Origin of the sequence: Enterobacter cloacae complex sp. P16RS2 (genome assembly GCF_014982155.1) — a bacterium.
Lineage (GTDB): Bacteria > Pseudomonadota > Gammaproteobacteria > Enterobacterales > Enterobacteriaceae > Enterobacter > Enterobacter cloacae_M.
Map to the genome: position 1 here is coordinate 40,640 of NZ_JADCKW010000017.1, position 21,365 is coordinate 62,004.

The 21,365-nt window shown below is 57.3% G+C and carries 19 protein-coding genes; 9 read left to right on the forward strand and 10 right to left on the reverse strand.

Annotated elements, in window-relative coordinates:
- The first annotated feature begins 31 nt into the window (after nucleotides 1–31).
- The 3 genes from secB (at nucleotide 32) to cysE (ending at nucleotide 2,414) form a co-directional block, all read left to right on the forward strand.
- Nucleotides 32–499: a protein-export chaperone SecB gene (secB, locus tag INF68_RS12300; protein WP_003860835.1), complete on the forward strand. Its 468-nt coding sequence runs from the start codon at nucleotides 32–34 to the stop codon at nucleotides 497–499.
- Nucleotides 499–1,518: an NAD(P)H-dependent glycerol-3-phosphate dehydrogenase gene (gpsA, locus tag INF68_RS12305; protein ID WP_023334039.1), complete on the forward strand. Its 1,020-nt coding sequence runs from the start codon at nucleotides 499–501 to the stop codon at nucleotides 1,516–1,518. The genes secB and gpsA overlap by 1 nt, the downstream gene beginning before the upstream one ends.
- A gap of 74 nt (nucleotides 1,519–1,592) precedes the next feature.
- A complete protein-coding gene (cysE, locus tag INF68_RS12310) occupies nucleotides 1,593–2,414 on the forward strand; it encodes a serine O-acetyltransferase (protein WP_008502718.1) in 822 nt (273 codons plus the stop codon).
- Here the strand turns inward: cysE and trmL are convergent.
- The 9 genes from trmL to INF68_RS12355 form a co-directional block, all read right to left on the reverse strand.
- Nucleotides 2,411–2,884, reverse strand: a complete 474-nt coding sequence (gene trmL, locus INF68_RS12315) for a tRNA (uridine(34)/cytosine(34)/5-carboxymethylaminomethyluridine(34)-2'-O)-methyltransferase TrmL (protein WP_109845874.1) — start codon at nucleotides 2,882–2,884, stop codon at nucleotides 2,411–2,413. The genes cysE and trmL overlap by 4 nt on opposite strands.
- Nucleotides 2,885–2,929: 45 nt before the next feature.
- Nucleotides 2,930–4,270: an aromatic acid/H+ symport family MFS transporter gene (locus tag INF68_RS12320; protein WP_126786483.1), complete on the reverse strand. Its 1,341-nt coding sequence runs from the start codon at nucleotides 4,268–4,270 to the stop codon at nucleotides 2,930–2,932.
- Between the two features lie 182 nt (nucleotides 4,271–4,452).
- The gene (gene lldD / locus INF68_RS12325) at nucleotides 4,453–5,640 is read right to left on the reverse strand and encodes an FMN-dependent L-lactate dehydrogenase LldD (protein ID WP_045400286.1); all 1,188 of its coding nucleotides are present in this window, start codon (nucleotides 5,638–5,640) and stop codon (nucleotides 4,453–4,455) included.
- Nucleotides 5,637–6,410 carry a transcriptional regulator LldR gene (gene lldR / locus INF68_RS12330; RefSeq protein ID WP_126786482.1) on the reverse strand — a complete coding sequence of 258 codons (774 nt, stop codon included), beginning with the start codon at nucleotides 6,408–6,410 and terminating at the stop codon, nucleotides 5,637–5,639. Before lldR ends, lldD begins: the two co-directional genes overlap by 4 nt.
- Entirely contained in the window at nucleotides 6,407–8,062 is a 1,656-nt protein-coding gene (gene lldP / locus INF68_RS12335; RefSeq protein ID WP_023309919.1) for an L-lactate permease, read from the reverse strand. The genes lldR and lldP overlap by 4 nt, the downstream gene beginning before the upstream one ends.
- A 343-nt stretch (nucleotides 8,063–8,405) precedes the next feature.
- Entirely contained in the window at nucleotides 8,406–8,768 is a 363-nt protein-coding gene (locus tag INF68_RS12340) for a YibL family ribosome-associated protein (RefSeq protein ID WP_010436679.1), read from the reverse strand.
- Between the two features lie 58 nt (nucleotides 8,769–8,826).
- The gene (gene mtlR, locus INF68_RS12345; protein ID WP_126786481.1) at nucleotides 8,827–9,417 is read right to left on the reverse strand and encodes a mannitol operon repressor MtlR; all 591 of its coding nucleotides are present in this window, start codon (nucleotides 9,415–9,417) and stop codon (nucleotides 8,827–8,829) included.
- Nucleotides 9,414–10,562 (reverse strand): mannitol-1-phosphate 5-dehydrogenase, encoded by a 1,149-nt coding sequence (gene mtlD, locus INF68_RS12350; RefSeq protein ID WP_023309921.1) that lies wholly within the window; start codon nucleotides 10,560–10,562, stop codon nucleotides 9,414–9,416. Before mtlD ends, mtlR begins: the two co-directional genes overlap by 4 nt.
- 98 nt (nucleotides 10,563–10,660) lie before the next feature.
- Nucleotides 10,661–12,568: a PTS mannitol transporter subunit IICBA gene (locus INF68_RS12355; RefSeq protein ID WP_023309922.1), complete on the reverse strand. Its 1,908-nt coding sequence runs from the start codon at nucleotides 12,566–12,568 to the stop codon at nucleotides 10,661–10,663.
- Nucleotides 12,569–13,226: 658 nt separating this feature from the next.
- Between INF68_RS12355 and INF68_RS12360 the strand changes: the two genes are divergently transcribed.
- The 6 genes from INF68_RS12360 (at nucleotide 13,227) to aldB (ending at nucleotide 20,379) form a co-directional block, all read left to right on the forward strand.
- Nucleotides 13,227–13,583 carry a DUF3302 domain-containing protein gene (locus INF68_RS12360; protein ID WP_008502729.1) on the forward strand — a complete coding sequence of 119 codons (357 nt, stop codon included), beginning with the start codon at nucleotides 13,227–13,229 and terminating at the stop codon, nucleotides 13,581–13,583.
- Between the two features lie 2 nt (nucleotides 13,584–13,585).
- The gene (locus INF68_RS12365; RefSeq protein ID WP_126786480.1) at nucleotides 13,586–14,722 is read left to right on the forward strand and encodes an HlyD family secretion protein; all 1,137 of its coding nucleotides are present in this window, start codon (nucleotides 13,586–13,588) and stop codon (nucleotides 14,720–14,722) included.
- A 90-nt stretch (nucleotides 14,723–14,812) separates the two neighbouring features.
- A complete protein-coding gene (locus INF68_RS12370; RefSeq protein ID WP_126786479.1) occupies nucleotides 14,813–15,421 on the forward strand; it encodes a glutathione S-transferase in 609 nt (202 codons plus the stop codon).
- 103 nt (nucleotides 15,422–15,524) lie between these two features.
- Nucleotides 15,525–16,910 carry an L-seryl-tRNA(Sec) selenium transferase gene (gene selA, locus INF68_RS12375; protein WP_126786478.1) on the forward strand — a complete coding sequence of 462 codons (1,386 nt, stop codon included), beginning with the start codon at nucleotides 15,525–15,527 and terminating at the stop codon, nucleotides 16,908–16,910.
- Nucleotides 16,907–18,754, forward strand: coding sequence for a selenocysteine-specific translation elongation factor (selB, locus tag INF68_RS12380; RefSeq protein ID WP_126786477.1), 1,848 nt, complete (start codon nucleotides 16,907–16,909; stop codon nucleotides 18,752–18,754). The genes selA and selB overlap by 4 nt, the downstream gene beginning before the upstream one ends.
- Before the next feature lie 86 nt (nucleotides 18,755–18,840).
- Nucleotides 18,841–20,379, forward strand: coding sequence for an aldehyde dehydrogenase AldB (aldB, locus tag INF68_RS12385; RefSeq protein WP_109845866.1), 1,539 nt, complete (start codon nucleotides 18,841–18,843; stop codon nucleotides 20,377–20,379).
- Here the strand turns inward: aldB and INF68_RS12390 are convergent.
- Nucleotides 20,376–21,338 carry a LysR family transcriptional regulator gene (locus INF68_RS12390; RefSeq protein WP_109845865.1) on the reverse strand — a complete coding sequence of 321 codons (963 nt, stop codon included), beginning with the start codon at nucleotides 21,336–21,338 and terminating at the stop codon, nucleotides 20,376–20,378. The genes aldB and INF68_RS12390 overlap by 4 nt on opposite strands.
- Between the last annotated feature and the right edge of the window lie 27 nt (nucleotides 21,339–21,365).

The window sequence follows — 21,365 nt, forward strand, 5'->3', positions numbered from 1 at the left end:
AGACTTTAGGACAATTAAAAAGGGTATTTCCATGTCAGAACAAAACAACACCGAAATGACTTTCCAGATCCAGCGTATCTACACCAAGGACGTCTCTTTCGAAGCGCCAAATGCGCCACATGTTTTCCAGAAAGATTGGCAGCCAGAGGTTAAACTTGATCTGGATACCGCATCTACCCAACTGGCAGATGACGTGTATGAAGTCGTGCTGCGTGTGACCGTTACCGCGTCTCTGGGCGAAGAAACTGCATTCCTGTGTGAAGTTCAGCAGGGCGGCATCTTCTCTATCGGCGGTATCGAAGGCAACCAGATGGCGCATTGCCTGGGTGCGTACTGCCCGAACATTCTGTTCCCGTATGCGCGTGAATGCATCACCAGCCTGGTTTCTCGCGGTACATTCCCGCAACTGAACCTTGCGCCAGTTAACTTTGATGCGCTGTTCATGAACTATCTGCAGCAGCAAGCTGGCGAAGGTGCTGAACAACATCAGGATGCCTGATGAGCACTGTTAATGCGTCAATGACTGTGATCGGTGCCGGCTCATACGGCACCGCTCTTGCCATCACGCTGGCAAGAAATGGTCACGAAGTGGTTCTCTGGGGCCACGACCCAAAACATATCGCAACGCTGCAACGCGATCGTTGCAACGTGGCGTTTCTTCCGGACGTTCCGTTCCCCGACTCCCTGCACCTTGAAAGCGACCTTGCGACCGCGCTGGCGGCCAGCCGCAACATTCTGATTGTGGTTCCGAGCCATGTATTTGGCGACGTGCTCCGTCAGATTAAGCCGCTGATGCGCCCGGATGCGCGCATTGTCTGGGCGACAAAAGGACTGGAAGCCGAAACCGGACGCCTGCTGCAGGACGTTGCCCGCGAAGCGCTGGGTGATGCGATCCCGCTGGCGGTCATCTCCGGCCCGACCTTTGCCAAAGAGCTGGCCGCTGGCCTGCCGACGGCGATTTCGCTGGCCTCCACCGATCAGGCCTTCTCCGACGATCTTCAACAGCTGCTGCACTGCGGCAAGAGCTTCCGCGTCTACAGCAACCCCGATTTTATCGGCGTGCAGCTGGGCGGTGCGGTGAAGAACGTGATTGCGATTGGCGCCGGGATGTCAGACGGCATTGGTTTTGGTGCCAATGCGCGTACGGCGCTGATCACCCGAGGACTGACCGAAATGTCCCGCCTGGGCGAAGCGCTGGGTGCCGATCCGGCCACCTTTATGGGGATGGCTGGCTTGGGCGACCTGGTGCTGACCTGTACCGACAACCAGTCTCGTAACCGCCGCTTTGGCATGATGCTCGGGCAGGGCAGCGATGTTAAAGGCGCGCAGGAGAAGATTGGTCAGGTGGTTGAAGGCTACCGCAATACCAAAGAAGTCCGCGAGTTGGCGCACCGTTTCGGTGTCGAAATGCCAATAACCGAGGAAATTTATCAGGTATTGTATTGCGGAAAAAATGCGCGCGAGGCAGCATTGACCTTATTAGGTCGTGCGCGCAAGGACGAGCGCAGCAGTAACTAGTCGGAACCGTTGTCACCTGAATGACCCAGCCAGCGCAGAACTGGCTGGTCATTAACTATCGTCTGGAGTAAGCAATGCCGTGTGAAGAACTGGATATCGTCTGGAACAATATTAAAGCTGAAGCCCGGGCGCTGGCCGACTGTGAGCCTATGCTGGCCAGTTTCTACCACGCGACGCTACTCAAGCACGAAAACCTCGGCAGCGCGCTCAGCTATATGCTCGCCAACAAGCTGGCGTCCTCGATTATGCCTGCTATCGCCATTCGTGAGGTGGTGGAAGAGGCTTACGCCGCAGACCCGGAAATGATCGCCTCTGCCGCCTGTGATATCCAGGCCGTGCGCACGCGTGACCCGGCGGTCGATAAATATTCTACGCCGCTGCTGTACCTGAAAGGCTTCCACGCCCTGCAGGCTTACCGCATTGGCCACTGGCTGTGGAATGAAGGCCGCCGCGCGCTGGCGATCTTCCTGCAAAACCAGGTTTCCGTGACGTTCCAGGTCGATATTCACCCGGCGGCAAAGATTGGCCGTGGGATCATGCTCGACCACGCCACCGGGATTGTCGTCGGGGAAACGGCGGTGATTGAAGATGACGTCTCGATCCTGCAGTCGGTCACCCTGGGCGGTACCGGTAAAACCAGCGGCGATCGCCATCCAAAAATTCGTGAAGGGGTGATGATTGGCGCGGGCGCCAAGATCCTCGGCAATATCGAAGTCGGGCGCGGTGCTAAGATCGGTGCAGGCTCCGTGGTGCTCCAGCCTGTGCCACCGCATACCACTGCCGCTGGCGTACCGGCGCGCATCGTCGGTAAACCAGACAGCGATAAGCCGTCCATGGACATGGATCAGCACTTCAACGGCATTCACCATACGTTCGAGTATGGTGACGGCATTTAACTTCTGAGAATGGCGCCCGGATACCCCAGCTGGCGCCATGCTTCATACACCACCACCGACACCGCGTTCGACAGGTTCATGCTGCGGCTGTCCGGCATCATCGGAATACGGATTTTCTGCTCAGCGGGCAGGGCATCCAGGATCGTGGCCGGCAGGCCGCGGGTTTCCGGGCCAAACATCAGATAGTCACCTGCCTGATAGCTCACGGCGCTGTGTGCTGGCGTGCCTTTGGTAGTCAGGGCGAACATGCGCTGCGGCTGCTCGGCTTCCAGAAACGCGGCGTAATCGTGGTGGCGAACGACGGCGGTAAATTCATGATAATCCAGCCCTGCGCGACGCAGACGTTTGTCGTCCCACGTAAAGCCCATCGGCTCAATGATGTGCAGACGAAAACCGGTGTTGGCACACAGGCGGATGATATTGCCGGTGTTCGGCGGAATTTCTGGTTCGAATAAAACGATGTTAAGCATGCTGCCCCCTTAATTGCGGGGGCAGAATAGCAGAAAAGAGAGGAACTACGCGACGCCGGGTTCCTGCGAGCGGCTGTACAGCATTTTGTAGACGGTTGCCGCCGCGGCTACCAGAGCGGGCACGCTGAGGATCATTAAAATACTGTCTGCCTGCCACTGCATAGAGAGAAGCTGGGCGCTGGTCATGGTTCCCGCTACGCCGCCGAAGCGGCCGATCCCCTGCATCCAGGCGATGCCCGTCGCGCGGCACTCGGTAGGGTAAAAGGTGGCGGCCAGGGTTTGCATGCCCGATTGCGCGCCGTTCATCGCGATCCCCATCAGGAAAATCAGCCCGCCAAACAGGGCGATATGGTTATGCTCAATGCCAAGCAAAAGAATAAGGCCCATTGTCAGCACGAAACCACACGCGACCACCCTGTGCGCTTCCCAGCGGTCCATCATCCAGCCCGCGAGCAGAATGCCTGCGGTACCGCCGAAGGTGAACAGCGAGGTGAGCCAGGCGGATTCCGCCAGCGCATAGCCCATCCCCTGCATCAGCGTTGGCATCCAGCTTAGCAGAACGTAGTAAATGACCAGCCCCATAAAGTAGGTCACCCACAGCATCAGGGTGCCGGGCAGCCAGGGCATGGAAAAGAGCTGCGACACGCTCCCTTTTTTAGACGCGATTTTCTCCTCGGCCAGGAAAAAGCCCGTGACGCTATCCAGCGTGCTGCGGGCGAACCGGCTGGCGATACGGCGGACCTGCATGACGTCTTTCCCGCGCTGCACCAGAAACTTCACGGACTCCGGTAAAAACAGCGTCAGCAGCAGCGTTAAAATCAGCGGCGCAATCGCCCCGGTCAGCAGCACGCTTCGCCAGCCGTGATGGGGGATAAGCCAGGAAGAGATCGCGCCGCCGCCCGCCGCACCCAGAGGGAAGCCGCAGTACATGGTATTGATCGCCATGGCGCGACAGCGCTGGGGGGCAAACTCGGAGATCAGCGTGATGGCGTTAGGCATTGCGGCGCCGAGGCCCAGTCCCGTCAGAAAGCGCCACATCGTCAGGGTATTCAGACTTTGTGCCCAGGCCGTCCCCAGGCTCGCAAGGCCGAAGAACAGGCACGAAAAGACCAGCACGCGCTTGCGCCCCATCCGGTCCGATACCGGACCGGCAACCAGCGCGCCCAGCGACAGCCCCAGCAGCGCCGCACTCAGCACCGGCCCCAGATCCTGTTTGTGTATCCCCCATTCTGCCGACAGCGTAGGCGCGATGTAACCCATCGCTGCCGTATCAAAACCATCGATCGCCAGAACCAGAAAGCCCAGCACAATGAGCAGCCAGTGAAACCCTGAAAAGGGACTCTCATCGATCACCTGCTGAATATCCACCTTACCTGAATACGCCATACGCTCCACTCCGATCTGATGTTGTTTTTGTGTTCTTGTATTTGCTTGTCTATACAATTGCGGACGGCAGATGGATGTCAAATTTTCTTATCTAATATGTTATCTGGATGTTATTTTTGGCGTAAAAAAGCGCCCGAGGGGGAAATCGGGCGCGTGAGAAAGGTGTATTAACGGAGGAGAATTTATGCCGCGTTTCCCTGAGCAAGTGGCGCCAGCGCCGCCGGTAATTTGCTTAACTCCTGCACCAGAGAATCTCTGCTGATTTCACCGATCGTTTTCGCTCCTGTCAGCGTCATCGCTACCTTCATCTCTTTTTCGATCAGGTTGAGCAGATTCGCCACGCCTGCCTGGCCAGCCGTCGCCAGCGCATACAGATACGCGCGTCCCAGCAGCACGCTGTCGGCGCCCAGCGCAATCATGCGCACCACGTCCAGCCCGTTGCGGATGCCGCTGTCGGCCAGGATGGCAATATCGCCTTTCACCGCATCGGCGATGGCCGGCAGGGCGCGTGCGGAAGAGAGCACCCCGTCAAGCTGGCGTCCGCCGTGGTTAGAGACCACAATCCCGTCAGCGCCAAAGCGGACCGCATCGCGGGCATCTTCCGGATCGAGGATCCCTTTGATCACCATCGGGCCGTCCCAGAACTCGCGGATCCACTCCAGGTCTTTCCACGAGATCGACGGATCGAAGTTGTTCGCCAGCCAGCCAATGTAATCCTCCAGCCCGGTCGGTTTACCGAGGTATGCCGAGATATTGCCCAGATCGTGCGGACGACCGTTCAGGCCGACATCCCACGCCCACTGCGGATGGGTCATGGCCTGCCAGTAGCGGCGTAACGCAGCATTCGGGCCGCTCATGCCGGAGTGGGCATCACGATAGCGCGCCCCTGGCGTTGGCATATCGACGGTAAAGACCAGCGTCGAGCAGCCCGCCGCTTTGGCGCGCTCGAGCGCGTTGCGCATAAAGCCGCGATCGCGCAGGACGTACAGCTGGAACCACATTGGCCGCTTGATGGTCGGGGCGACCTCTTCAATCGGACAAACCGAGACGGTAGAGAGGGTAAACGGAATGCCTTTGGCATCCGCCGCCGCGGCCGCCTGCACTTCGCCACGGCGGGCATACATGCCGCACAGGCCCACAGGCGCGAGCGCGACGGGCATGGAAAGCGTTTCGTTAAACAGTTTTGTCTCAAGGCTCAGGTCAGACATATTCTTCAGCACGCGCTGGCGCAGAGCCACCTCCGACAGATCTTCCACGTTGCGGCGCAGGGTGTATTCGGCATACGCCCCGCCGTCGATATAGTGGAACAGGAACGGGGGCAAAATGCGCTGCGCCGCGGCGCGATAGTCACTGGCTGCTGAAATAATCATGCTTTGTTCTCCCTGGAAATATCACTGTCGCCAGGCAGACGGGTAATACGCGCCTGTCGGGCCTGGTCTTCATCGAATCGTTTAATGGTGGTGTGCACGAAGCCGAGATGCGCCATCATCGCTTTGCGTGCGGCCTCGGCATCACCGGCCAGAATGGCCTTGAGCACCGCCTCGTGCTGTTCGGTCAGCCGGGCAAACACCGGCGGAACCAGATACATACGCTGGCGGCTCTGTTTAACGGAGGATTGCAGCAGGTCGAAGAACCCGCGCATGGTCTGGAGCAGCACCACATTGTGCGACGCCTCGGCAATCGCCAGGTGAAAACGCACGTCCGCCTGGGAGGCGATATCCGGGTCGCTGCTCTGCGTGGCCTCAAAGCAGGCGATGAGTTTCTCTTTGTCGGCGTCGGTTGCCCGCATGGCCGCGTGCCAGGCGGTACTGGTTTCGATGGCGTGACGCGCTTCAAGGATGTCGAAGCTGTAGTCCGGGTCGTTCTCCATCAGCGTTTTCAGGGGCTGCACGATGTTTTGCTCGGACCAGTCGTCATGCTGCCAGCGCACAAAGGTGCCGCCGCCGCGACGGCTCACCAGCACGCCTTCGCTGACCAGCGTCGCCAGCGCCTCGCGCAGTGAATTGCGCGACACGCCAAGTTGGGCGGCAAGCTGGCGTTCGGCGGGCAACTTCATGCCCGCTTCCAGCTGTTGTTCATCAATCAGCGCCCGCACGCGAGAGGCAATCTCGTCGGACAGGCGTCTGGGCATCACTATCATGGGATCATCCAGGTTAAGACATAGGCCTGCAGGGTGGTGATCACCCCGACCATGCAGGTGAATATCAGGCTGTGTTTCACGGTAAAGCGGAACAGATCCGACTCTTTACCGACCAGTCCCACCGCCGCACAGGCAATGGCGATGGATTGTGGAGAGATCATTTTCCCGGTCACGCCGCCAGTGGTATTCGCGGCCACCAGCAGGACGTCCGACACGCCAATCTGCTGGGCCGCCGTTGCCTGCAGCGCGGCAAACAGGGCGTTAGACGAGGTATCTGAACCGGTCAGGAACACCCCCAGCCAGCCGAGGAACGGCGAGAAGAAGGTGAAGGCGTGGCTGGTATGGGCCAGCGCCAGCGCCAGCGTCGATGACAGGCCGGAGTAGTTCGAGATAAACGCGAACGCCAGCACCATGCCGATGGAGTAAATCGGCAGCATCAGCTCTTTAACGGTCGCGGCAAAGGTCTGCACCGCGGCCGCAGGCTTCATGCGCAGCCACACCACGGAAAGAATAGCGGCAAACAGGATGGCGGTACCGGTGGCGGAGAACCAGTCGAATTTATAGACCGCGGCATACGGCGTAGCGGCGTGCACCACCGGCGGCATACGGGCTACCATCTTGTCGAGGAACGGTACGGAGATGTTAATCACCATGTCGTACAGCGCCCCGCCCGGGGCAAACAGGGCTTTAAACGGCGGGATGCTCCACAGGGTGACCGTTGCGGTCAGGAACAGGAACGGCGACCAGGCGCGGATCACCTGTCCTGCCGTATAGCCCGTACGGGCCAGGGTTTGATCAACCTGCGAGGCGCCCATGTCGGCGAAGCGGAAAATACGCACCGGCTGCCAGCGCTTCAGGAACAGCGTCAGACAGACCAGCGACACCAGCGAAGAGATGATGTCCGGCAGCTCCGGGCCGAGGAAGTTCGAGCTGAGGTATTGAGCGATAGCGAACGAACCGCCCGCCACCATCACCGCAGGCCAGGTCTCCTTCACGCCGCGCCAGCCGTCCATAATCGCCATGATCCAGAACAGGACGATAATGGTCAGGAAGGGCAGCTGGCGGCCGACCATCTGGCCGATCTCGAAGCTGTCCAGCCCGGTAACCTGTCCGGCCACCAGAATCGGAATACCCATCGCGCCAAATGCCACCGGCGCGGTGTTCACAATCAGGCACAGGCCGGCGGCATAGAGCGGGTTAAAGCCCAGACCGACCAGCAGCGCGGCGGTGATCGCCACCGGTGCGCCAAAGCCTGCCGCGCCTTCCAGAAACGCCCCGAAGGAGAAGCCGACAATCAGCATCTGCAGGCGCTGGTCCGGCGTGATGGAAAGAATCGACGAACGGATTATGTCGAACTGCCCGGTTTTCACCGAGATTTTATAGACAAACACCGCCGCGATGATGATCCACGCAATTGGCCACAGGCCGTAGAAGAAACCGTAGACGACGGAGGCCAGCGCGCGATCGACCGGCATTTTATAGAAGAACAGCGCCACCATCAGGGCGATAGCAACGGTATACGTCGCGGCGAGGTAGCCCTTCAGCTTGAGCTTAATCAGCGCAAAGAAGAAGAACAGGATCGGAAGCGATGCGATCAGGCTCGACAGCCAGATATTACCGGCCGGGTCGTAGTTTTGTTGCCAGAGGCTCATGCAGGTCTCCTGGGGACCAGACAGCCTGCGCTGCGGGTGAGTCTCCGCTCAACTCTGCGTCACAGGTTGTGTAAAAGTGGTCCTGCCAATGTTGTGTTGTAGGGTTAATGACAACGAATGGTTAACCAAATGTTATGGTCAGGCAATGAGTTTGTGAGCGGAAATAATGGAATTGTGAACCGGGGAAGAAAGAGAAGGGGGATTGGTTGGGCCAATTTGAAGCGAGGTGGGGCCTGAAGCCCTCACCCCGGCCCTCTCCCATGGGGAGTAGGAGAAAAACGGACCGTACAGTTCCCTCGCCCTTTTGGGGAGAGGGTTAGGGTTAAGGTGAGGGGGATAGGTATTAGAACGCGGTCTTACAAAAACCCGTCATCTCTTTCAGGCCCATTTCGCGGCCAAGTTCGGTCATCGGGTGTACCACCACCAGACCACGGACGCTTTTCTTCAGCTTGCCCATGTCGGCCTGTTCTTTTTTGGTGATCGCGCGGCGGTGCGGCATGTTCATCAGCTTCTGCGCTTCTTTGCTCAGCTTCTGGCCTTTCACTTCGCGCAGGCGCTCGATTTCTGTTTCCAGCGTGGCGGCTTCTTTTTCCAGCTCGGCGTACTTCTCGGCGGAATCGACCAGTGACAGGCCAGCCATCTGGTGGCGGATCAGATCCAGGCGGTCGCTCAGGCGTTTAATTTCGTTCTTTTCGACTTCTTTCATGACAAATAACTCTGAAAACGGGGAATTTACAGGGAAGGATACACCAATGTGAGCAGGCTTACTTCTGAAACGCTTTTTTTAAGCTGATTCGGGAAATCAGCTCAGTCAGGGAGAGAACCATCGTGGACCGGACAACCTGTTGATAACGCAGCTTTTGCATCGCGTAGAGCTCAGGGTCGCTGTTGTCAAAATGGGGAGCAGGGGGCAGCGCGGTGACGCAGTGCAGCTCGCCGAAGGGCCCCAGGATCTCATAATCGGTAAAGGTGTACTCGTTACCGTCATGATTGAGCTCTTCGCGCAGCGCCATTAACAGCTCCGCATCTTCATACTCTTGTCGGTTGAGCACGCCAAGACCATAAATCAGCTTCAGGCGCACGGATAGATCGCCCAGCGGTCCGTCTCCGTCCAGTAACGGTTCTACAGCATATTTTACCGCGTAGTCGTCTTTGCGAAACACCTGAAGCACCAGGATATTCACCGCCTCGGTTAACAGCTCGACGGCGGCAATCAGGAAGCTTCGTACGGTTTTGCCAGCATTCAGACGCTCAAGCACACGATTTTCAAAGGCCTGGGTTTGTTCCATTATTGCCTGCATATCTGACAATCTATTATTTGGGCGCAGGTTAACCTGCGCCGCACTGTGCATCATTTGGTTGCGTTGTATGCGTTAACCGCCTCCACAACCACGTCGCTGTTGGCGTCCAGACCGGAAATCTGCGCCAGCGCAGCCTGCGCGCCTTTGTCATCAATCAGCTGAGCCAGTTCCTGCGCCTGTGGGTCCTGCTCGCTGCGGTAGTGCATCGCAGCGGCAATCCCTTTCACCAGGTTGGCGTGCGGCAGGCCGTATTCCAGCGTGCCCAGCAGCGGCTTAATCAGGCGATCGCCCGCGCTCAGTTTGCGCAGAGGCTGACGGCCCACGCGCTCAACGTCATCTTTCAGATACGGATTTTCAAAGCGACCGAGGATTTTCTGGATGTATGCTGCATGTTTATCAGCATCAAAACCGTAGCGTTTGATCAGCACCGCGCCGCTCTCTTCCATTGCCCCTTTTACCACCGCGCGGATCTTCTCATCGAGGATCGCATCACGAATGGTCTGATGACCGGCCAATTTTCCGAGGTACGCGGTTATAGCATGCCCGGTGTTCAGCGTGAAGAGTTTGCGTTCGACAAATGCCATCAGGTTATCGGTTAATTCCATTCCCGGAATGGTCGGCAGGGCGCCTTTAAACTGGGTTTTATCAACGATCCACTCGCTGAAGGTTTCCACGGTCACTTCCAGCGGGTCGTTGGTGGCGGATTCAGACGGCGGAACGATGCGATCCACGGCGGAATCCACAAACCCGACGTGCGCTTCAACCCAGGCTTTGTCTTCGTCTGCTACAGCGTTAAGCACGTGGCCTTTCAGCTGCGTGGTGCCGCGCACCATGTTTTCGCAGGCGATGATGTTCAGCGGGGTGTCGATGCCCTGCGCTTTACGTTTTGCCAGGCCTTTCGCAACCGCAGGGGCGATGCGCTCAAGAACGACCGGACCCACGGCCGTGGTGACCAGATCGACGCTGGCGATCAGGTCGATAACGTCTTCACCGATGCTGCTGACCGCGTTGACGCCGGATACCGTCTCAACCTGCTCGTTTTCACCGACTACATGGACCTGATAGCTATGACGCGCATTCAGGGCATCCAGGACAACCTGATTCACATCGGCGAATGTCAGCGTAATGCCCGCGTCTGCCAGCAGTTTACCGATAAAACCACGACCGATATTACCTGCGCCAAAATGTAATGCTTTCATAGTGTTAACCTTCATCAATGTTTTTACCCGAGAGGGCTGGGGTGAGGAACGTTTCCCCTCACCCTAGCCCTCTCCCCAGAGGGGAGAGGGAAGAGGACTTATTTGTTAAGAAGTGCCAGGACTTCTTCCACGCTGGTGGTGCTCGCCAGACGCGCAATGACAGATTCATCATCCAGCGCGTTGGTCAGGCTGGTAATCACCTGAATGTGCTCGTTGTTGCGAGCGGCGATACCAATCACCAGACGGGCGATGTCGTCTTCTTCTTCACCGAAGCGCACGCCCTGCGGATACTGACAGAATACGACGCCGGTTTTCAGGACGCGATCTTTCGCTTCAACCGTACCGTGCGGCACCGCGATGGATTCGCCCAGGTAGGTTGGCGTCAGTTTTTCGCGTTCCAGCATCGCGTCAACATATTCAGGCTGAACGTAGCCGCCTTTCACCAGCTGCTCGCCAGCGAAGCGAATCGCTTCTTCTTTAGTTGCCGCTGTGCGACCGAGGAAGATGTTTTCCGCACCCAGTTTGAACAGGTGGGCGTTGCTCTCGTCAAAGCTGTCCTGCAGGCTTGAGCGCACTTTCACTTCGTTGTCTTCGTGACGCTGCGCCGCAACCAGACGTTCGGTCAGGCTGGTGTACAGACCGCTGTCGAGGAAGTTAGTCAGCGAAATGTGCTGTGCCTGCGGTACCTGGCGCATGGCGCGCTCGGTCAGGTCGCGGTGCGTGATGACCAGGTCAACGTCCGGCGGCAGGCTGTTAATGGCGCTGTTGGTGACGGAGATGTTGGTCAGGCCCGCATCCTGCACTTTCTTACGCAGCACGCCTGCACCCATTGCGCTGGAACCCATACCGGCGTCACAGGCAACAATGATTTTACGCACGTGGCTCAGGTCGTTAGAGACATCGCCAGCCGCCAGCGGGGTCGCGCCTTTGGATTCGGCTTTCATGTCGTGCATACGACGGGTCGCCGCTTCAATATCGTCGTCTTCTTTCACTTTGCTGGTTTTCAGCAGGATAGAAGAGACCACGAATGAGACCGCCATTGCCGCACAGATGGCCGCGATGTTCGCGAAGTACGCCCCTTTTGGCGTCATCGCCAGCACCGCCAGGATAGAACCCGGAGAGGCTGGAGACACCAGACCTCCGCCCAGCACGCTCAGGGTGAACACGCCGGTCATACCGCCAAGGATAACGGCCAGGATCAGACGTGGGTTCATCAGCACGTACGGGAAGTAAATTTCGTGGATACCGCCCAGGAAGTGGATGATTGCCGCACCGCCAGCAGACTGCTTAGCGCTGCCGCGACCAAAGAACATGTACGCCAGCAGAACGCCCATACCCGGACCTGGGTTCGCTTCAATCAGGAAGAAGATTGATTTGCCGAGATCGTGAGACTGCTGAATACCCAGCGGCGAGAAGATGCCGTGGTTGATGGCGTTGTTCAGGAACAGGATTTTCGCCGGTTCAACGAAAATAGACGCCAGCGGCAGCATGTCGTGCGCAACCATGAAGTTAACGCCCGCCGCCAGAATTTTGGACAGCACTTCAACCGCAGGGCCAATGCCGAGGAACGCCAGAATCGCGAGGATCATCCCGATGATGCCCGCAGAGAAGTTGTTCACCAGCATTTCGAAGCCGGATTTGATCTTACCATCAACCCAGACGTCGAATTTCTTAATCGCCCAGCCGCCCAGAGGACCGGCAATCATTGCTCCGAGGAACATCGGCATATCCGCACCGACGATAACACCCATGGTCGTGATAGCGCCCACTACGCCACCACGGTCACCGCCCACCAGACGACCACCAGTGAAACCGATGAGCAGCGGCAGGAGATAGGTAATCATTGGGCCAACAAGTTTCGCCAGCGTTTCGTTAGGCAACCACCCTGTCGGAATGAACAATGCAGTGATGATACCCCACGCGATAAACGCGCCGATATTTGGCATCACCATGTTGCTGAGGAAACGACCAAAGCTTTGAACTTTGATCTTGAAATCGGATGACATAAAACACCCCTTCTTCTGTTTACGCTTAGGCTTGCGGCCCGAGGTTTATTGTTAATGAGGCGGCAGAGGTAGCCGGGCCCTGTTCTGATGCTGTGAAATCTGGCACTGAATCGTTCAACTGTCCAGACAGGGAAAATTTATGTGATGCGTGTCACGTAAAGACAGGGGGTAGGGATGTCAATGAAGTGATCTCAATCACAAAATAAGTGGGCAAAAAAAATACGATGGCGAGAAAAAAAGCAAAATCCACCCATTTGTGTGATTACCGTCACGTTTTATTATGGCGTGTTTGTTTCTGGATTGTGACTGATTTCACAAAATATTTTTATGCAGATTTCTCCGGCTGTGATCGGCGGCAAACTCTGCTTCGCGTTTCAGCGCCAGGATAATATGGCACGACACGATAAGCTAAAAAACCACTTTTGATGTGTGGTATGGCGAAAAGTTAAAAGGTGGATTACGCTCATATTGTAAGGTTAAGTCTATTATTATTCAGGATATATTTTGACACGCTTATAAACTTGCATGGAGATATTATAAAAACTCATACTCCCCGGCTCGGAAATAGTAAGCACATCCCCGTGTTTATAAAAAAATTAATTAGGTTGCGTACCGTTTTATTAATTTAATGAGTTGACGTTGTTTAAGTGAGGAGAATATGTTTCTCAACTATTTTGCGCTGGGCGTATTGATTTTTGTATTTCTGGTTCTCTTTTACGGAATCATCGCCATCCATGATATTCCTTATAATATGGCCAAAAAGCGTAACCATCCGCATGCCGATGCCATTCATACGGCAGGCTGGATTAGCCTGTTTACACTCCATGCCATCTGGCCATTCCTGTGGATTTGGGCCACGCTGTACCGCGAAGATCGCGGCTGGGGCATGCAAAACCACATCACAAAGCCTGATGAAGTTCCGGGCATGGATGCGCTGGCCAAACGCGTGGCGGAACTCGAACAAAAGCTGGCTGCAGTACAGCCCACTGCTGATAAGAACACGCTGGAGCGCTAATCATGGATCTGTTGATTATTTTGACCTACGTGGCATTTGCCTGGGCCATTTTTAAAATATTCCGAATTCCGGTCAACCAGTGGACGCTTGCCACCGCAACATTAGGCGGCGTATTTATTGTTGCCGGACTTATTCTGTTAATGAACTATAACCATCCGTACACCTTTACGGCGCAAAAAGCGGTTATTTCTATTCCGATTACGCCGCAGGTTACCGGTGTGGTCAGCGAAGTGACCGATAAAAATAACCAGCTCATTAAAAAAGGCGAAGTGTTATTTAAACTGGATCCGGGCCGCTATCAGGCGCGCGTCGACAGACTCCAGGCCGACCTGGTGACCGCGACGCATAATATCGACAATCTTAAAGCGCAGCTGGCGGAAGCCGTCGCCAATACGACGCGCGTTTCCGCAGAGCGTGACCGCCTGTATAAAGATTATCAGCGCTACCTGAAAGGAAGCCAGGCGAAGGTGAATCCGTTCTCTGAAAGCGATATCGACAACGCGCGGCAAAACTATCTGGCACAGGATGCCATGGTGAAAGGCTCCGTGGCTGAGCAGGTGCAGATTCAAAGCCAGTTAGACAGCATGGTGAACGGCGAGCAGTCGCAGATTGCTTCGTTACGTGCCCAGCTTGCCGAAGCCAAATATAACCTGGACCAGACCGTGGTGCGTGCGCCGAGCGATGGTTACATCACCCAGGTGCTGATCCGTCCGGGGACCTATGCCGCCGCGCTGCCTCTGCGTCCGGTAATGGTCTTCATTCCTGAACAGAAGCGTCAGATTGTGGCCCAGTTCCGCCAGAACTCGCTGCTGCGTCTGAAGCCGGGCGATGAAGCGGAAGTGGTGTTTAACGCGCTGCCGGGCCAGGTGTTCTCCGGGAAGCTCATCAGTATTCTGCCGGTGGTGCCAGGGGGAACCTATCAGGCGCAGGGCGCGCTGCAGTCGCTGACGGTGGTGCCGGGAACGGACGGCGTTCAGGCACTTATTGAGCTGGAACCCAACGCCGAAGTCGATGCCCTGCCGGATGGTATCTATGCCCAGGTGGCGGTCTACTCGGACCATTTCGCCCACGTCTCGGTCATGCGTAAAGTATTGCTGCGTATGACCAGCTGGATGCACTACCTCTACCTCGATCACTAATCCTTCCAGGGCAGGAATGCGACATGCAGACCTGCCCTTTTTTCATCGCTTGATCCATACTGACTTTTTTCCGGCATTAAGGATCAGGCAATGAAACTCATCGGCAGCTACACCAGTCCCTTCGTGCGAAAAATCTCGATTCTCCTGCTGGAGAAGGGGATTGAATTTGAATTCATCAATGAACAGCCCTACAACGCGGAAAACGGCGTTGCGCAGTACAACCCGCTGGGAAAAGTCCCGGCGCTGGTGACGGACGAGGGCGAATACTGGTTCGATTCCCCGATTATTGCGGAGTATATCGAACTGCTGGGCGTTGCCCCGGCAATGCTGCCGGCTGACCCAAAAGCGGCGCTGGCGGTGAAGCAGGTCGAAGCTCTGGCCGACGGTATTATGGATGCGGCGTTAACCTCCGTACGGGAACAGGCAAGGCCCGCTGCCCAGCAGTCGGAAACGGAACTGTTACGCCAGCGGGAAAAAATCAGCCGCAGCCTGGACAGGTGTGAACAGCTTATCCGGGAGGGAAAGATCGACACCGACAGCCTGAACCTGGGGACCATCGCCATCGCCTGCGCGATTGGTTATCTCAACTTCCGCCGCGTTTCCCCTGGCTGGTGCGTCGACCGTCCGCTGCTGGTGAAACTTGCAGACACGCTTTTTAGCCGCGAGAGCTTTGCCCGTACCGAACCGCCAAAGGCTTGACGCGGGTTATAACACTTCGGCGTCGGAGGCGGTACAATCCCTCCACATGTTAACTCCCTCTCCCGTCGGGAGGGGGGAAGATATTTACTCGCCAGGCGCCTTCATGACTACTCATCATTCGCTGTACAGCCAGATCCCCGCTACCGACCGTCTTCTTCGCGAGCCCCGCATTCATGCTGTTGCTGAGCGTTTCGGCCATACCGCGACGGTGGCGATGTTACGCCTGCTTCAGGACGAAGCCCGATCCGCGATTCAGTCAGAAAACGCCTTGCCCGACTGGTGCGCGGCGTGGGAGCAGGAAGTTGAGCACCGGCTGGATGAGAAAGCGCAAAGCGCGTTACGCCCGGTGATTAACCTGACCGGTACCGTACTGCATACCAACCTGGGACGCGCGCAGCAGTCGGAAGAGGCGGTTGCTGCGGTTGTGCAGGCCATGCGGGCGCCCGTGACGCTGGAGTACGATCTGGACGGCGCCGGACGCGGGCATCGTGACCGGGCGCTGGCGGACCTGCTGTGCCATCTGACCGGCGCGGAAGATGCCTGCATTGTGAATAACAACGCCGCAGCGGTGCTGCTGATGCTGGCGGCCACCGCCAGCGGCAAAGAGGTGGTGGTTTCCCGCGGCGAGCTGGTGGAGATTGGTGGGGCGTTTCGTATTCCGGACGTGATGCGCCAGGCGGGCTGTACGCTGCATGAGGTGGGCACTACCAACCGCACCCATGCGAAAGATTATCGCGCGGCGGTGAATGAAAATACCGCCCTGCTGATGAAGGTTCACACCAGCAATTATCATATTGAAGGCTTCACCAAAACGGTTGAAGAGGGCGAGCTGGCGGCGATTGGCCGCGAACTGAATATTCCGGTGATTGCCGATCTCGGCAGCGGCTCGCTGGTGGATCTGAGCCTTTACGGGCTGCCGAAAGAGCCGATGCCGCAAGAGATGATTGCGGCGGGCGTCAGCCTGGTCAGCTTTTCCGGCGACAAGCTGCTTGGCGGGCCGCAGGCCGGGATTATCGTCGGCAAGAGCGAGCTGATTGCGCAGCTGCAGCAGCATCCGCTCAAGCGCGCCCTGCGAGCCGATAAAATGACGCTTGCCGCGCTGGAGGCGACGCTGCGTCTTTATCTCCATCCGGAGAAACTGGCCGACCGCCTGCCCACGCTGCGCCTGTTAAGCCGGGATGCCGCCTCGATTCGCGCCCAGGCCGAATTACTGCTGCCGCGCGTCGCCCCGCACTACCCCGATTTTAACGTTCGCATTGAGCCCTGCCAGTCGCAGATTGGCAGCGGTTCGCTGCCGGTGGACAGGCTGCCGAGCGAAGCGCTCACGTTCACGCCGCGTGACGGGCGCGGCAGCCACCTTGAAGCCCTGTCGTCGCGCTGGCGTGGCCTGCCCGCGCCGGTTATCGGGCGGATTTACGATGGCCGAATGTGGCTGGATCTGCGCTGCCTTGAAGATGAAGAGCGATTTCTGGAGATGTTGTTGAAATGATTATTGCCACCGCCGGTCACGTCGACCACGGAAAAACCACGTTGCTGCAGGCGATTACCGGCATAAACGCCGACCGCCTGCCGGAAGAGAAAAAGCGCGGCATGACCATCGATCTGGGCTATGCCTACTGGCCCCAGCCTGATGGCCGCGTACTGGGTTTTATAGATGTACCGGGGCATGAAAAGTTTCTGTCTAACATGCTGGCGGGCGTGGGCGGCATCGATCATGCCCTGCTGGTGGTGGCCTGCGATGACGGCGTGATGGCGCAAACCCGCGAGCACCTGGCGATCCTGCAGCTAACCGGCAACCCGCAGCTGACCGTGGCGCTGACCAAAGCCGATCGCGTGGATGACGCGCGCGTCAGCGAGGTGCGCGAAACGGTCCAGGCGACCCTGCGGGAGTATGGCTTTGCCGACGCATCGCTTTTTGTCACCGTGGCGACAGAAGGGTGTGGTATCGACGAACTTCGCCACCATTTACAGCACCTTTCATCACGCGCTCACGCAAGCCATCACCGCTTTCGTCTGGCGATCGACCGGGCCTTTACCGTAAAAGGTGCGGGGCTGGTCGTAACCGGCACCGCGCTGAGCGGTGAAGTCAGCGTGGGAGATACCCTCTGGCTGACGGGCGTGAATAAACCGATGCGCGTGCGCGGACTGCACGCACAAAACCAGCCCGCAGACCGCGCCCACGCCGGGCAGCGGATCGCGCTGAACATTGCCGGGGATGCGGAAAAAGAGCAGCTGAACCGCGGAGACTGGCTGCTGGCCGATGCTCCGCCGGAACCGTCTGAACGCGTGATTGTCTCCCTGCAGACACACATACCGTTGACCCAATGGCAGCCGCTGCATATTCACCACGCGGCCAGCCATATCACCGGGCGCGTGTCGCTGCTGGAAAACGACCTTGCCGAGCTGGTATTCGATTCGCCGCTCTGGCTGGCAGACAACGATCGTCTGGTTCTGCGTGATATTTCCGCGCGGGAAACGCTTGCCGGGGCACGGGTGGTCGCGCTGAATCCACCGCGACGCGGCAAGCGTAAACCTGAATATCTGCAGTGGCTGGCAGCGTTGGCGCAGGCCAGCGATGATAACGACGCGCTGCGGGTGCATCTTGAGCGCGGTGCGGTGAGCCTGCGTGATTTTGCATGGGCACGCCAGCTGAGCGAGGAAGGGTTACGCCTGCTGGCCCAGCAGCCGGGCTTTATTCAGGCTGGAAACAGTCTGCTAAACGCCCCGGTTGCCGCGCAATGGCAGCGTAAGATACTGAACACGCTCGCAACGTACCATGAACAGCATCAGGATGAGCCTGGCCCGGGCCGTGAGCGTCTGCGACGCATGGCGCTGCCGATGGAAGACGATGCGCTGGTGCTGCTGCTGATTGAAAACATGCGCGAAAGCGGGGTGATTAAAAGCCACCACGGCTGGCTGCACCTGCCGGATCACAAGGCCGGGTTCACCGCAGATCAGGAGGCCATATGGCAAAAAGCAGCCCCGCTGTTTGGCGATGAGCCGTGGTGGGTTCGGGATCTGGCTCGCGAAACCAACACCGACGAGCAGGTGATGCGCCAGGTATTGCGCCATGCGGCGCAGCAGGGGCTAATCGTCGCGATCGTGAAAGATCGTTACTACCGTAACGATCGCATTGTGGCGTTTGCCAACCTGATCCGCGAGCTGGATCAGGCGCGCGGCTCGACCTGCGCAGCGGATTTCCGCGACCGGCTGAACGTGGGCCGCAAGCTGGCGATCCAGATCCTGGAGTATTTCAACCGCATCGGCTTTACCCGCCGTCGCGGTAACGATCATCTGTTGCGCGATTCGTTATTATTTCCTGAAACTCCGTGACCTCCGTCGTAAACACCGTTACCGGCTGGCGAGAAAATCGCCAGCCGGAACTACCCTTGTTGTACACCAACAGCAAGGAGACGGTCATGACAATCAATCCTCCCTCATCGCGTATCCAGCCCGGCGAGTATGGTTTTCCCCTCAAGCTGAAGCCCCGTTATGACAACTTTATTGGCGGCGACTGGGTAGCTCCCGTCGACGGCGAATACTATTCCAACCTGACCCCCGTAACCGGCCAGCCGCTGTGCGAAATAGCCAGCTCCGGCAAGCGCGATATCGATCTGGCGCTGGATGCGGCGCACAAAGCGAAAGATAAATGGGGCCATACCTCAGTTCAGGACCGCGCAGCTATTTTGTTCAAAATCGCTGACCGGATGGAGCAGAATCTGGAGCTGCTGGCGACGGCGGAAACCTGGGATAACGGCAAGCCGATCCGGGAAACGATGGCGGCAGACGTGCCGCTGGCCATCGACCACTTCCGCTATTTTGCCTCCTGCATTCGCGCTCAGGAGGGCGGAATAAGCGAGGTAGACAGCGACACCGTGGCGTATCATTTCCACGAACCGCTGGGCGTCGTCGGGCAAATCATTCCGTGGAACTTCCCGCTGCTGATGGCGAGCTGGAAGATGGCGCCCGCGCTGGCGGCTGGAAACTGTATTGTGCTCAAACCGGCGCGTCTGACCCCGCTCTCGGTCCTGCTGCTGATGGAAATCGTTGGCGACCTTCTGCCGCCGGGCGTGATTAACGTGGTCAACGGTGCGGGCGGTGAGATAGGGGAATATCTGGCCACCTCAAAACGTATCGCCAAAGTGGCGTTTACTGGGTCGACGGAAGTGGGCCAGCAGATTATGCAGTACGCCACGCAGAACATCATTCCGGTGACCCTGGAGCTGGGCGGGAAATCCCCGAACATCTTCTTCGCGGACGTGATGGAGGAAGAGGATGCCTTCTTTGATAAAGCCCTGGAAGGGTTTGCGCTGTTTGCGTTTAACCAGGGCGAAGTCTGCACCTGCCCAAGCCGCGCGCTGGTGCAGGAGTCCATTTATGAGCGCTTTATGGAGCGGGCCATTCGCCGCGTCGAGTCTATCCGCAGCGGTAACCCGCTCGATAACGTGACGCAGATGGGGGCGCAGGTCTCGCATGGACAGCTGGAAACCATCCTCAACTACATCGACATCGGCAAGAAAGAGGGGGCGGATATTCTGACCGGCGGTCGCCGTAAGGTGCTCGGTGGGGATCTGCAGGAAGGGTATTACCTGGAGCCAACGATCCTGTTCGGTCAGAACAACATGCGCGTCTTCCAGGAGGAAATTTTCGGACCGGTACTGGCCGTGACCACCTTCAAAACGATGGAGGAGGCGCTGGAGATTGCCAACGACACGCCGTATGGGCTGGGAGCGGGCGTCTGGAGCCGCAACGGTAATCTGGCCTATAAAATGGGCAGAGGTATTCAGGCCGGGCGCGTCTGGACCAACTGCTACCACGCCTATCCGGCACACGCGGCATTTGGCGGTTACAAGCAATCGGGTATCGGGCGTGAAACCCATAAGATGATGCTGGAGCATTATCAGCAAACGAAATGTTTGCTGGTCAGCTACTCCGATAAACCGCTGGGGCTATTCTAATCGCCCAGCTCAGGCCGTCCATGGGCGGCCTGAGCTATTTGCTGGCGCAGGCAGTTCAGAACGCCATCCAGAACGTATTGCACGCGCCAGGGCTGGTATTCGCGTTTGCGGAAGATGGCCGTCAGATCGAGCCACCACTCTTCCTGATGCGGGAAGCAGGGGACCAGCATCCCTTGCGTTAATTCTTTTTTCAGACTCTCTTTTGGCGCAAAAACAATCCCGAGATTATTTCTTGCCAGCTCCAGGGCCGTCTGCGTATTGTCGCAAATATAATTACCGGTCACCCGGTAGTCATGCACGCTATCACTGCCGTGCACGCGAAAACGCCAGATATTTGCATCATCGACCAGCATGGAGTCAATGAGAATACAGGAATGATTAATTAAATCTTCAGGTCCCTTTAAGGGGTGCTTATTTAAATACTCAACGGTTGCAAATGCCGTAACGGAATATTTTGTTAACACGCTGGCAACCAGACTTTCGTCTTTCGGTTGCGCATAGGTAATTAAAATGTCGCAGTCATCCGGAAAGGAAACGCCTTCTGAAAATTCATTCCGGTCGAGGTTGTAGGTTTTCAGGGAGATGCGGATGTCACCGATATCATTGATTTTGTGGATCACATGCCGCGACAGATAGGTCACGATACCCGTAGGGGCGTAAATCGTGACTTTTCCGCGTTTTTCATGCTTGTAATCCGCAATGAAATTAACAAGTTGAGTATTTTTATCCAGCGTGGCGTTAACATAGGGAAGTAACGCTTCACCGAACTGAGTAAGCGCCAGTTGACGCGTGGTGCGTTCAAAAACCTTGAGTCCAACCCGTGTTTCAAAATCAGACAGATATTTGCTGACGTTGGCCTGCGCCATGCCCAGCAGGGCGGCGGCATCACCAATGCTGCGAGTTGCGGCGATGACGGATATGATTTTTAATTCGCGTGGCTTCAGCTGTAAATTACTCATCCTGCACACCCATCTATATGATTTTAT